At 46.3% G+C, this 13656-nt stretch carries 11 protein-coding genes; 10 read left to right on the top strand and 1 reads right to left on the bottom strand.

The window, feature by feature from the left end; translation table 11 throughout:
* Window positions 1-77 precede the first annotated feature (77 nt).
* Window positions 78-1097 carry an aldose 1-epimerase gene (locus NSQ68_RS13400; RefSeq protein WP_342426226.1) on the top strand — a complete coding sequence of 340 codons (1020 nt, stop codon included), beginning with the start codon at window positions 78-80 and terminating at the stop codon, window positions 1095-1097.
* 76 nt (window positions 1098-1173) lie between these two features.
* On the opposite strand, the gene NSQ68_RS13395 is transcribed toward NSQ68_RS13400, so the two are convergent.
* Complete coding sequence (locus NSQ68_RS13395) at window positions 1174-2724, bottom strand: helix-turn-helix domain-containing protein (RefSeq protein WP_342426225.1); 1551 nt, start codon at window positions 2722-2724, stop codon at window positions 1174-1176.
* A 141-nt stretch (window positions 2725-2865) separates the two neighbouring features.
* Here NSQ68_RS13395 and NSQ68_RS13390 point away from each other — a divergent pair, with 141 nt between their 5' ends.
* From NSQ68_RS13390 to NSQ68_RS13350, 9 genes are all read left to right on the top strand, one after another.
* Window positions 2866-3867 carry an iron-siderophore ABC transporter substrate-binding protein gene (locus NSQ68_RS13390; RefSeq protein WP_342426224.1) on the top strand — a complete coding sequence of 334 codons (1002 nt, stop codon included), beginning with the start codon at window positions 2866-2868 and terminating at the stop codon, window positions 3865-3867.
* Window positions 3868-3879: 12 nt separating this feature from the next.
* Entirely contained in the window at window positions 3880-4884 is a 1005-nt protein-coding gene (locus NSQ68_RS13385; protein WP_342426223.1) for an iron ABC transporter permease, read from the top strand.
* Window positions 4881-5879, top strand: coding sequence for an iron ABC transporter permease (locus NSQ68_RS13380; RefSeq protein ID WP_342426222.1), 999 nt, complete (start codon window positions 4881-4883; stop codon window positions 5877-5879). Before NSQ68_RS13385 ends, NSQ68_RS13380 begins: the two co-directional genes overlap by 4 nt.
* 191 nt (window positions 5880-6070) lie before the next feature.
* Window positions 6071-6772 (top strand): FadR/GntR family transcriptional regulator, encoded by a 702-nt coding sequence (locus tag NSQ68_RS13375; RefSeq protein WP_307345289.1) that lies wholly within the window; start codon window positions 6071-6073, stop codon window positions 6770-6772.
* Window positions 6773-6847: 75 nt separating this feature from the next.
* Window positions 6848-8392, top strand: coding sequence for a 2-isopropylmalate synthase (locus NSQ68_RS13370; protein WP_342426221.1), 1545 nt, complete (start codon window positions 6848-6850; stop codon window positions 8390-8392).
* Between the two features lie 165 nt (window positions 8393-8557).
* Window positions 8558-9946 carry a class II fumarate hydratase gene (gene fumC, locus NSQ68_RS13365; RefSeq protein WP_029517511.1) on the top strand — a complete coding sequence of 463 codons (1389 nt, stop codon included), beginning with the start codon at window positions 8558-8560 and terminating at the stop codon, window positions 9944-9946.
* 200 nt (window positions 9947-10146) lie between these two features.
* The gene (locus tag NSQ68_RS13360; protein ID WP_342426220.1) at window positions 10147-11613 is read left to right on the top strand and encodes a potassium/proton antiporter; all 1467 of its coding nucleotides are present in this window, start codon (window positions 10147-10149) and stop codon (window positions 11611-11613) included.
* A 221-nt stretch (window positions 11614-11834) separates the two neighbouring features.
* The gene (locus tag NSQ68_RS13355) at window positions 11835-12956 is read left to right on the top strand and encodes a phosphodiester glycosidase family protein (protein WP_342426219.1); all 1122 of its coding nucleotides are present in this window, start codon (window positions 11835-11837) and stop codon (window positions 12954-12956) included.
* A gap of 94 nt (window positions 12957-13050) precedes the next feature.
* Window positions 13051-13644 (top strand): hypothetical protein, encoded by a 594-nt coding sequence (locus NSQ68_RS13350; protein WP_342426218.1) that lies wholly within the window; start codon window positions 13051-13053, stop codon window positions 13642-13644.
* Window positions 13645-13656 lie beyond the last annotated feature (12 nt).

The following is a 13656-nucleotide window of genomic DNA, read 5'->3' as shown; positions in this document are numbered from 1 at the left end:
TGCTCAGCATGGTATAGTCAAGCCAAAAGCTAAACGCTTTCATTAAACATCGTCATTTCATCAAGGAGGATTTTTTGATGACACAACAACATGCTGCAATTGGTGATCTTTATTATGGAATACCGGCGATTCGTCTTAAATTTGGACGATATGAAGCGGTTGCCCTGCCGGGAAACGGCGCAAATCTGATTTCTTTTCGTGACAATGAAACGGGATATTCTTTTCTGCGTGAGCCAGATGCTGAGAGCATAGCGGCTTTTAAGCAAAGCCCGTCCGTTTACGGAATTCCTTTCCTGTTCCCTCCGAATCGGTATGAGGATGGAAAATTCCTGTGGAATGGTGTTACATATGAGCTGCCGATAAATGAAGAGGCGACCCACAACCATCTGCACGGCTTTTTACACACTGTTCGGTGGGAGGTCGAGGACTACGGTTCCGGGGAGCAGGGCAGCTATGTGGTAATGAATCAGCATGTAAGGGAAGGACATCCCATGTTCCGCTATTTACCCTTCACCTTTACCATGAAATTAACGTACAGCCTGGACGAATTTGGCCTGCATCAGCGTTATGTGATCCATAACGAGGGCGATCAACCGATCCCCAACTTATTTGCCTTTCACACAGCGATTCGCGTTCCGTTCGTACCCGATAGCTCGCCTGAGGACTACAAGATTAAGGTCACAATCGGTGAGCGTCGTGAGCTGACGGAACGGTTGTTGGCCACAGGTCAGTTCCAGCCTTTATCTCCGGAAGAGGAACTGCTGAAGACGACGGGAGTTAGTCCTTATTTTGCCTCTATGGATAATCATTACACGGCAGCTCCGCAAAATGGACGCAACTACATGGAACTGACACACAGTAAGACAGGTGCTACCCTCGTATACGATGTAGGTACAGCTTATAAGCATTGGATGATCTGGAATAACAAAGCGAACAAGGAATTCGTTTGTCCTGAGCCGCAAATGAACATGATCAATGCACCGAATCGTCCGGACTTGCCTGCGGAGGAGATCGGATTGATTGCACTGGCTCCAGGCCATATTTTTGAAGCAACCAGCCGTTTGTATTGTATTACACCAGCCAAAATGGAATCGTAAAATATAATATACGAAAATAAGCCTGTACTGTGTCTAACAGTTACCAGGCTTATTTTTATAGACGGTCGGTTTACCGTCAGAGACAATTCGTCTTATCCAGCAGTTCATGAATGATGCGGGCTCTTCCTGAAGGGGTCCAGCTCATGGACAGCCAATCGGGAATATACAGAGCATCGCTAAGCGGTGTCCCCGATTGGTGCAACTGAGGCAGATTCTGCTTCTCACCCCACAGGTGGATAAAAAGATAATTTGTTGCCGGGAACTCGGGCATCTGATCTGTTCTTAAATCTTCTCGGTGCGCATTGAGAGGTACGAAGTTTCCGGGCCACAACCCTAATTCGGTATAGGCAAGCTGGCTGAGCGGATGATTAACGGCACCCTGAATACGTAGATTATGCTGCTCCAGATACAGAATAATGACATCCGCCTCCCGGCTGCGTTCCCGCAGTCTTCTTTTGGCTTTTACCGTTTTGTTCTCCAAGAGTCGGAATGTGTTTTCCGCGTCTCTTTCCCTTCCAACCAGCTCGGCTATCCGCATATGGAACTCACGCCAGTCCGCTTGGTAATTCAGGATGACAGTGGGAGCGATTAGCTTGAGCTGATCATAAAATTTCAAATGGAAAAAATCCCCTATGATCAAATCAGGCCGGGCGTTTTTTAAATTCTCCATTTGGGCTTTCATTTGCTTGGTATAGTCAGGTTTCCTTTTTTCCTCAAATTCAAAAAACGAATACTGAAATGCAGGCTCCACACCAAGGGAGGAAAGGTTATCGCCTATATTGAGGTACGCCACCACAGCAATTTTTAACTGCTTACGTTTCATATAGATAACGGGTGGTACACCGACCACTTTCTTGAATAGCCTACTGAAATAATATTCGCTACCGAAACCGACAGAAACGGCAACTTCATTCACAGATTTACGTAGACTTAACTGTTCCTTGGCAAAATCAATTCGCAGCCGATTCAAATAATCTATCGGTGATGAGCCGGTTACTTTCTTGAATTTGCGGCAATAGGCAGTGGGAGTAAGTTTGGCGATGGAGGATAGCGTATCCAGCGTAATCTTAGTCTGCTTATGATTATGCATATAAGAGATACTGGATTCTATACCGCTCGTTTCACCTGCAGAACCTGCCGGCTCGTTGGCATGTTCCATTAACGTAAATATCAGATCCTGTAAATACATTTGTGAACGTGGGCTGACGATTTCACCGCACTGACCGAATTGTTCATATATGTATATGGTTTTTTGCATGATCTGTTGGGTGTTTTGCGGTCGAATAAGACATGGAAGCAACGGGCTGACCGAATGCGCACTTGTCCTAATACTCCAATTTCCCGTATATCCGGATAAGGTTAAAGTTTCCATACAGATCAAGTAGATCTCCGAATGATCGGAGTTTATGACGGCTTCAACTGTCATCCCTGGAACGAGATAAAATACTTCAAAAGGCTGAATAAGAAAGGATTTTCCATCAATACTGAGTGTCCCTTCGCCTTCGGCAATGACACACAGCATCGCGGTTGTCATGATTCGACGTCGAACTGAAAATCCTGCGGTGCGCTTACGTCTATGCACAGATGAAAGGATAAATACGTTATGTTCTGTAGTTTGTGTTTCCATTATCTAGTTCTCTCCTAAATGACGACATAGCTAAGATTGTACGAATAACGGCAAATTTAAGACATGGACTAGGCGGAAGGAAGTCCATATAATGCATATGATAATCATTTTCAATACATATCACAAGTAGGAGTGTGGCACATGCATCAGGCTAAAGTCCGTAAATTCGGGGCGGCAATTTTATATGTACTTGTATTTATTTTAATGTTGAGCGGTTGTGTAGGAGCGGGTAGCAGTAATAACACCGAAAGCAGTGAACAGGTCCCAAATAAAGCTTCCGAGCCTGCTAGCGAGCAGCCGGAAGTAAGAACCATTCAGACGGTCATGGGTCCCGTCAAATTGGAGGGCACGCCGCAGCGCATCGTCGTTCTATCCAACGAAGGGACGGAAGCGGTACTGGCTTTGGGAGTTAAACCCGTAGGCGCGGTTAAATCGTGGCTGGGTGATCCTTGGTATGCCCATATTGCAAATCAGATGCAGGATGTTACTGTCGTGGGAGATGAAATGCAGCCGAATCTGGAACTGATTGCAAGCCTCCAACCGGATTTGATTCTCGGGGTGAAGGTGAGACAGGAAGCGGTCTATAAGCAGTTATCGGCGATTGCACCTACGGTCTTTTCCGAGACGTTATCCGGTGAATGGCAGAAAAATTTTCAGATTTACGCGGACGCGCTCAACAAAAAAGAGCAGGGTCAAACCATACTGGCCGAATTCAACAAGCGCATTGAAGATGCCAAAGCTAAGCTTGGAGATAAAACATCCGCCAAAGTCTCGGTTGTCCGCTTTTTGCCTGGAGGGGCACGTATCTACTTCAAAGATTCTTTTTCCGGCGTGCTGTTGAGCCAGCTTGGATTTGCCCGTCCTAAAGTACAGGATAAGGCAGGGCTTGCCGAAGAAATTACAAAGGAAAGAATACCGGAGATGGACGGCGATATTCTCTTTTATTTTGTATGGGAAGATGATGTGAATACCAAAACCGGTGAAAAGAGCAAACTGGAATGGCAAAAAGAGCAGCTATGGAAAAATCTGAACGTCGTTAAGAACCATAAGGCATTTGAAGTACAGGATGCGATATGGAACACTTCTGGCGGTATTCTGGCAGCTAACTTGATGCTGGATGAATTGCTCCAACATATGGAATAGCAGGACCATCCCATGACTTTACTAAACAATCGAAATCGAACGATCGGGCTCGTCATCAGTATAGCTATCTTAGGTATATTATTTATGGCGAGCAATGTGTACGGCTACACCCATACGACATGGACAATGGTGTTCGATGCCTACTTCCATAACGATGCTTCCAATGAGCATCTCATTATTCGTAGTCTGCGTCTGTCACGTGCACTGGCAGGGGTGCTCGTGGGAGCGGCGCTAGCAATTTCAGGCGCCCTGATGCAGGCAATCACGAGAAACCCGATGGCTTCGCCGGAAATACTCGGCGTCAATGCGGGGGCTTCTCTTTTTATTGTTACAGGAGTTTCCGTATTTTCCCTTACAACAGAAAGCGGCTTTATATGGTTTGCTTTCAGTGGTGCCGCTATTGCTGCTGCTTCTGTGTTTTGGATTGGTTCTTTGGGGAAGGAAGGGATGACGCCAATCCAGCTTACGCTTACAGGCGTAACGATAACAGCGTTATGCTCATCCTACTCTTCAGCCATTTTGGTATCGGATGAGAGGACACTGGAAAGTGTCCTCTTCTGGCTGACTGGATCGATAGAGAGCAGGAAAATGGAAGATATCCTACCTGTCATTCCTTTTTTGCTGTGCGGATATGCGTGCGCATTAGGGTTGGGAAAGGCTCTAAACGTCATGGCTGTAGGAGATGAGGTAGCCAAAGGACTAGGCCAGCATACCATTCGGGTAAAAACATTTGCCCTGTTTGTCGTAATTCTTCTCTCTGGCGGTGCGGTAGCCGTTGCAGGGCCCGTCGGATTCATCGGGCTAATAATTCCTCATCTTGCACGCAAATTCGTGGGTCTGGATCACCGCTGGATCATTCCGTATTGTGCAGTTTTCGGTGGGATTTTGCTACTGGTGGCAGATATTGCAGCCCGCTTTGTCGCGTTCCCAAAAGAAATACCCGTTGGTGTCATGACAGCCATTGTGGGTGCCCCGTTCTTCATTTATCTTGCAAGAAAGGGGCTGGGAAAGAAATGAGCAAAAGAAATAAAAGAATAGCCGTTTTTGTCATACTTACAGTCGTGTTCCTCATCTTCGTGTTGCTCAGTACAGGAATCGGCACTCTGTACATACCGCCGCTACATGTCCTAAGTATACTTGCAGGTGGCGGGGAGACAATGGAAGCCACGGTGATATTAAACCTGCGGTTACCCCGTCTAATGTTAGCAGCGCTCGTAGGGGCAGCACTCGCGTTGTCAGGTACCGTATTACAGGCCGTGATTCGAAATCCGCTGGCTTCACCGGAAATTATCGGGGTGAATAGTGGGGCATCCATGATGGCGGTACTTTTTTTGGCCCTATTTAACGAGACCTTGGGCATTGCTTGGCTCCCGTTGTTTGCTTTTTGTGGCGCCGCAGGAGTCGCCCTTATTATTTACACCGCTGCCTGGAAGAAGGGTGTGTCGCCGATGCGGATCATTTTGATCGGTTTTGGAGTAACAGCTTTGCTAGAGGCATGGAAAACGCTGTTTCTTATCTTTGGTCCAATCTGGCGGACAAGCCAGTCTCAGGTATGGATGACGGGTACCGTATATGGTACTACCTTAAATGAGGTTTATAGCTTTCTCCCATGGTTAATCATCTTTATTCCGGTGCTGTTCCTGCTGATGAGGTCATTGGATATTCAGTTGTTGGGGGACGAGTTGCCAATCGGTTTGGGGTCGCGTGTACAGCTGCTGCGATTTGTCCTGATTTTCATTTCTGCTGGGCTGGCGGGGGCGGCTACAGCGTTTGCAGGCGGAATCGGATTTATAGGGCTGATGGCTCCGCATATTTCACGTCGGTTGGTGGGCGGCTCCCATCATTCATTACTCTGGTGTACTGCATTGATCGGGGCTATCCTGCTGGTGGCTGCTGACTTTGCAGGACGGACGCTTTTTCCGCCCCGGGATATTCCGGCAGGTGTTTTTACTGCGGTCATTGGCGCTCCCTTTTTCTTATACTTACTTATCCAAGTAAGAAGACGGGCATAGGAGCTTCAAAACAACGCTGCGGCGATCATTCCGGTACGATACGGTTAACGGTCGCCGTTTTTTTGACATAATTATAACTATAGGTAGCGGCGTTATGAATGGCTCTAAGCATATTTTATGAGCAGCACTAAGGAAAACAAGTTGCAGAATGCCAAGCAGTCATAGTATGATACGAAACAGGAGATGATCAGATGAATTTTCCTTTTCAAGCCGTCAAACGCAAGCAAATCGCCGATGAAGTAGCTGAACAGCTACAACGAAAAATTGCTGCTGGTGAATGGAGTGTGGGCACAAAGATTCCAACGGAGCCTGAACTCATGAAGCTATTCGGAGTCGGGCGATCTACAGTGCGTGAAGCGGTTAGCGTTCTGGTGCATGCCGGTCTATTAGAGAAAAAGCAAGGACACGGAACTTTTGTTTGCCAACCGACAACTTCTCAAGAGCCATTGGATTACCGTCTAAGCCGTGCTGAAATTATTGAGGTTTATGAAGTGCGGAGTGTGTTGGAACTAGAGATTGCCAGATTGGCTGCGTTACGTCGTAAAGACGAGGATCTACGCTTGATGCGTGAGGCGCTGGACCGTCGTGCTGCAACCTTGGCCGCTGGAGATATGAACGGGTATTTGGATGCGGATATCACTTTTCACTTGGCTGTTGCCGGAGCTACAGGCAATAAGGTGCTTACAGACGTATATGGCAGCTTTGTAGAGGCCATTCGCAAGGCATTGAACAATCTCATTACCGATCCGGCGATGCAAAATCATTTTACTGTGCAGCATGAAAAAATATATGAAGCAATCCGGGATCAGGATGGCAAGGCTGCCGAGCTGTATAGTATTCAACATTTGGATGGCACCAAGCTGGAGCTGCAAAAGCATATGGGAAGTTCATAATTTTTTTTACTCTTAAACATCAGATGATCGGATGAATAAAGCATCTCCTAAAATCAAACCAAAGGTGGTATCTGTATGCGCAAAATATGGGTGTTGGACACAACGTTAAGAGATGGAGAACAATCACCAGGAGTTAGCTTAACTAGCACGGAAAAGGTGGAAATTGCCCTTCAGCTGCAAAAATTAGGCGTAGATCGGATCGAGACCGGCTTTCCAGCAACCTCGCCTGGTGAGATCACCAGCATGCAGGAGATTGCCAAACAGGTTACCCAAGCGACACTGGTTGGTTTTGCGCGCTCGAAAGAACAGGATATTGATGCGGTCAGAGAGGCGCTGCGAGGAGCAGAGGATGCCTGTCTTCATTTGTTTCTGGCTACCTCATCTATTCACCGCCAACATAAGCTTCGAATGGATAAAACGAAAGTATTAGAGACCGCTGCTGCTGCCATTCGTTATGGACGCAAGTATTTCAGCAAGGTAGAATTTTCAGCAGAGGACGCCAGTCGTACCGAACTAGACTTTATTTGTGAGGTCGTGGATATGGCGATTCGTGCTGGAGCGACAGTCGTCAATTTACCGGATACGGTGGGATATGCCTCGCCGGATCAGTTTGGTGAAATGTTTAGAATTGTAAAACAACAAGTGCCCGGTATCGAAAAAATACAACTTAGCACACATTGTCATGATGATCTTGGTATGGCAACAGCTAATACGCTGGCGGCCATCCGTAATGGTGTAGACCAATTTGAAGGTACCATCAATGGCATCGGTGAGCGAGCCGGAAATACACCTATCGAAGAAGTTGCACTAGCCCTTGACACCAGAACTGAGCTTTATGGTGCACAAACGAGTCTGGTTTTGGAGGAACTGTATGCTACCAGTCGCCTAGTGAGCAAACGAACGGGGATGTCGGTACCGGGAAACAAGGCCATTGTTGGAACCAATGCGTTTGCTCACGAGTCCGGTATACACCAAGACGGAATGCTTAAAGAGCGTACAACATATGAGATCGTGTCCCCTGAGCGTATTGGTCTGAAGACGAGTAAACTTGTGTTGGGCAAGCACTCGGGTCGACATGCATTTAAAGAAAAACTGGCGGATATGGGGTTTGATGCTTTGACGGAGGAACAGCTGCAAGAGGCGTTCCACAAATTCAAGGCCTTGACGGATAAGAAAAAACAGGTGTTGGATGAAGATTTGCTCGTCCTGATGGATGAAAGCCGCAATGCTTCGCCTCAAATGTACACATTGGATTCCATTCAGGTGTCTTATGGCAATCAGTCGGTTCCAGTCGCATCCATTCGGTTGAGTAAACAAGATGGGACAGCAATTGATGAAGTAGCAATGGGTAACGGTTCTGTAGATGCGATTTTCCATGCTATAGACAAGGCCAGTGGCGAAGAGGTGGAGTTGGAGGATTATTCGATCCAATCTGTAACTTATGGCAAAGACGCATTGGGGGAAGTGCACGCCATTTTGAGGCAAGGAGAGTACACAGCTCTGGGAAGAGGCACAAGTACTGATATTTTGGAAGCTAGCGCCAAAGCTTACATCGATGCGCTGAACAAGCTACTGGGCAGAAAAGAAGTACATGCCAAAAGCAATATCACCATTAGTTGATCCTAGTGGTCAGGCTTGTAGATGAATTTTCCTTCCTCCTTCTCTGGCCTCATCGTAAAAAAAGCGCTTGCAAAATAAATGATAACATTTGAAATTTAATGTATAATAGGCAAGAGAGATCACCATATTTTGTCTGAATTACATAGGCCAAGAGGAGGAAATGAATTGAACTACCGCATCGAAAAGGATACGTTGGGCGAAATCAAAGTACCGGCAGACCGTCTGTGGGGAGCGCAAACACAGCGCAGCAAGGAAAATTTCCCGATTGGCTCGGAGAAAATGCCATTAGAGGTCATACAGGCGTTCGCGGTGCTTAAAAAGAGCGCGGCGATCAGTAACTATAAGCTGGGTAAGCTATCACAGGAGAAGCAGGACGCCATTATTTATGCAGCGGACGAGATTCTCGCAGGGCGGGTTGATGACCATTTCCCGTTGGTTGTATGGCAGACAGGGAGCGGAACGCAGTCCAATATGAATGTGAATGAAGTGATTGCTCATCTGGGGAGCCAATGGTTACAAGAGCAGGGAAAGGATACGAAGCTGCATCCCAATGACGATGTTAACATGTCGCAAAGCTCGAATGATACGTTTCCCACGGCGCTTCATGTAGCGGGTGTCATTGCAGTGGAGGACCGTTTATTGCCTGCCATCGATAAGCTGAAAGAGACTTTTCAACAGAAGTCAGAGCAATTCAAGGATATTATAAAAATTGGACGAACCCATTTACAAGATGCGACACCGCTTACGCTGGGTCAGGAAATAAGTGGTTGGTATGCAATGTTGGACAAGAGCAAGCGAATGATCATCGACACGGTGCAATACATGAAGGAGCTAGCGATTGGCGGTACAGCGGTGGGGACTGGAATTAATGCTCATCCAGAGTTTGGCTCCCGAACCTCAGCGGAAATTTCCAGTTTCACTGGCAAAACGTTCACTTCCGCACCCAATAAATTTCATGCACTGACCAGCCACGATGAAGTGGTGGCCGTACATGGAGCAGTCAAAGCGCTCGCTGCCGATTTGATGAAAATCGCCAATGATGTTCGTTGGCTGGCAAGTGGCCCGCGTAGCGGATTGGGCGAAATCACGATTCCTGCTAACGAGCCAGGTAGCTCCATCATGCCCGGCAAGGTGAATCCGACCCAGAGTGAAGCACTGACGATGGTCGTTACGCAAGTCATGGGTAATGATGCAGCTATCGGCTTTGCAGCAAGTCAGGGTAATTTTGAACTGAATGTGTTTAAGCCAGTAATCATATACAATTTTTTGCAGTCTGTTCATCTGCTGGCCGATTCCATCATTGCTTTTAATGACAATTGTGCCGTTGGCATCGAGCCTGATCTCACGAAGATTGAGCACAATTTGAATAATTCACTGATGCTGGTGACGGCATTGAATCCACATATCGGATATGAAAATGCCGCTAAAATCGCCAAACTTGCACATGCAGAAGGACTGTCTCTAAAAGAAGCAGCCCTCCGCAGCGGACTGTTGACTGAAGAACAGTTCGATCAATATGTTGTACCTGCGCATATGATTCATCCTAAAGCCTAAAGCACGACGATTGTCTCTGCTTAAGCCTTATAAAAAATATACAAACCAGCTCATGGAGTGCGATTTAGCACAAACCCTGAGCTGGATTTTTTGATTTTAATATATAATTTTTTATTTAGGATTAGTATTCTGTGTGATTTGAGGGTATATAGATAAAAGGCGAAAAATTGAACATCTATTTTCAAGATAGGAGAAGCCGTATGGAACAGACAACCGTTATTAATTTTATTGTGCTTTTGCTGTCCGGCTTGCTGCTGGTCGGTGTGCTGACTACCAAATTTTCCAGCCGTTTCGGTATGCCTGCGCTCGTTTTGTTTATTGCCGTAGGTATGGTGCTCAGTCAGTTTATTTATTTTGATAATGCCTTTATCACACAGCTAGTTGGCATTCTCGCGCTGATTGTAATCTTGTTTGAAGGCGGGATGCAGACAAAGTTTGCAGATGTTAAGCCAGTTATTCGACCTGCAATGTCATTATCAACGTTAGGGGTCATCATTACGACCGTAGTCATTGGCGTTTGCGCCAAGTTTATTTTAGGCGTAAGCTGGATGGAATCCATGCTGTTTGGAGCTATTGTCGGATCGACCGATGCGGCAGCCGTGTTTTCCGTTCTAGGAGGTAAAAACATCAAAAAACGAATTACCTCCACGCTCGAAGCGGAATCCGGCAGTAATGACCCGATGGCTGTTTTTCTCACGGTAACTTTGATTGAGTTGATACATCACCCTGAGCAATCCATTTGGGTACATATCTTGTTATTTTTATGGGAAATGGGTTTTGGTTTAGTCGTTGGTTTTGTACTCGGACGTATAGGTGTATATGCGATTAATAAAATGAATTTTGATTCATCCGGTTTGTATCCTGTAATGGCACTAGCATTTGCAGTCTTGACGTATGCGGCGGCATCGTTACTAGAGGCAAGCGGATTGCTGGCGGTGTATGTCATGGCCATTGTATTGGGAAATTCCGACTTGACCTACAAGCGATCCATTATTCATTTTAACAATGGCTTCGCCTGGATGGTGCAGATTATGATGTTTGTTCTACTCGGGCTATTGGTCTTTCCCGATCAATTGCTGGGCATTGCGTGGCAAAGCTTGGCGCTCTCCTTCATTCTCATGCTCGTGGCTCGTCCAATAGGCGTGTTCCTCAGCTTGCTTTTTTCCAGGTACTCTGTGCGCGAGAAGACACTGTTATCCTGGGCAGGACTGCGTGGGGCGGTACCTATTGTACTCGCAACCTATCCTTTACTGGATGAGATGGATGTAGGACCCTTGTTTTTTAATGTTGTATTTTTCGTCGTGCTCACTTCTGCGATTATTCAAGGTACCACTATTTCGTGGCTAGCGGTGAAGCTTGGCTTGATGGACCCTAACGAAACGTCGTCTCCTTCACTGCTGGAACTAGTTTCTCTGGGAAAAACCACTTCGGAAATCAACCACATTCAGGTACAAAATGGGATGTCAATAGCGGGCAAAGCGATTCAGGATATACAGTTGCCTGAAGATATTTTATTCACAGCCATCATTCGGAACGAGCAAATTATTGCCCCGAGAGGCACGACGGTGATTGAACCGGGCGATACATTGTATGTGCTTAGTCCCAAACTCAAGCGGCAGCAGATGAAAGAGCTGTTCATGCTGCTCGAACCAGAGGCTGCTCCGTAAAAAGCGTAGAGTAGCTTTAATTACAGTCCTTCACATTCATGTGGAGGACTTTTTCCTGTATTTTTTCCAGAGTGGTTGAATCTGTTAAAAAATTGACACTATCATTCTACAAAATTAGTTTATGATATTGTCGTTAGATGTCGCTGCCTATCGTTACGGATCATTTGATGGGCAATAGTGATGAATAAGATAGAAGTCACCAATAACAGGAGAGATGATGAATGAAACCGGAAGTCTTGCCAAAGCGTGCAGCAGCTCGCAGGCAGAAAAATAGAAAAAAGAAACGAAAAGGAAAATTCGGTCGCTTTATGCTGCGACTTTTTGTTGTATTCCTGCTAGCAGGAATAGGGGGTGGTGCGTGGTTGTTCTTAACGTCATCTGGCAAGGACATGCGCTATTTGGCTGCGGATACGCTGATCACGACCCAACATCGTCACTGGGCGAAGTACTTCATCGGTGAAGCGGAGGCGAAAAAACGTGTGGCTGAATATTCGGCCCGTTTTGAAGCGATGGGTGAGGAAAAAGACAGACATACAATCAATCTACCTGATCTGATACCGACCAAAGTACAACAAACGCCGCTGGTTGAAGTGGAAGAGGTATCGGGCCGTAACTATCATGGCTATGTTATGACGGTGCATGACCCCACTAAAATTAGGCTCGGGGTTCCTGCCAAAGTCGGCCGGGGAGAAAGGGTATCTAGTATGGTCGAGCGTTTAGGAGCTGTTGCTGGCGTAAATGGCGGTGGCTTTGCCGACCCCAACTGGAATGGGAATGGTTTTAAACCGATTGGCGTTGTCATTTCCCAGGGGGAGATATACTACAATGATATGGGTAAAAATGCCTCTGTCCAAATCGTAGGTATTGATAAACAGGGAAAAATGATAGCCGGTCACTATTCGTTGTCCGAGTTGTCCAAAATGAATGTGCAAGAAGCGGTTACTTTTCAACCACGCCTAATCGTGAATGGGAAAGGTCTGATTCGCAATGCAAGTGAGGGCTGGGGAATTGCTCCCCGTACCGCAATGGGGCAAAGAGCAGACGGTGCCATTATATTCGTGACCATCGACGGTCGTCAGCCTGGGTACAGCATTGGTGCCAACTTGTATGATATGCAAAATATTTTGCTTAAACATGGAGCGGTTATCGGTGCTAATCTGGATGGAGGTTCTTCAACGGTGCTCGTCAAGGATAATGCCATTGTAAACAAGCCTTCTTCTGAATACGGAGAGCGGTATTTGCCGACTGCGTTTCTCGTATTTGAGCATCCAGAGACCGTTAGTATCCCGAACATATGGGAAGGTTTGAATCCTGGAGACATTGACGCAGCCAAAAAGAGATAGATCAGGAATGAACAAGTTCATTAAGTGAACGGAGAATGATGATGAAAAAGTATATATACCTCTGAGAGATGTTTCGCTTGATTTAGGTTATACGTTGGAGAAGACAAATACACAGATTCAGATTCAGCCGCCGATTCACGGTAAACTAAAAGAACAAATATATGAGGGAGATCTCGTGGCAGCACGCAAAGCGTTAATCCGCATAAACAGAAGTTCTTTCCATCCTTATATAGAAGCACACCGTTCTAACACTGAGCTTCTGTCCAGTGTCTACATGTTCCCCCAAGGTGAAGCATTACGGTATTTTACAGTGAACGGGGATGTGCTGAGTCTGGTTGAAGTGAAGGACGGTTTTCCGATTGTCACCTATCAAGGGTATGTGGGAGCTCCCTTTGATAAAGAATTTACAATGGAATACGATCCGCTGGGACGTTTTTTGGAGAATAAAGCCAAAAATCAGTGGGGAACTTATCCGAAAATAAATAAGCCGCTGATCTACGAGTTCACTACAGGATGGGGAGACAGCAGTACCACTTTCTATGGGTGTATTACTACGGATAAAAAAGAAGAACTGCTGGGTACTACTGGTGATCCGATAACTGGACTCCCGGCTAATACCAAACAAATTATGAAAACCTTCAAGCTGCCGTGGGAATCGCGTACAGATGCCCAGCAGGCGATGAAATAGGTTAAGAGCAGC

This window comes from Paenibacillus sp. FSL L8-0158 (genome assembly GCF_038592965.1).
GTDB lineage: Bacteria > Bacillota > Bacilli > Paenibacillales > Paenibacillaceae > Paenibacillus > Paenibacillus polymyxa_D.
The sequence above is the reverse complement of the archived record's forward strand: the minus strand, read 5'-3'. Positions and strand labels throughout refer to the sequence as shown.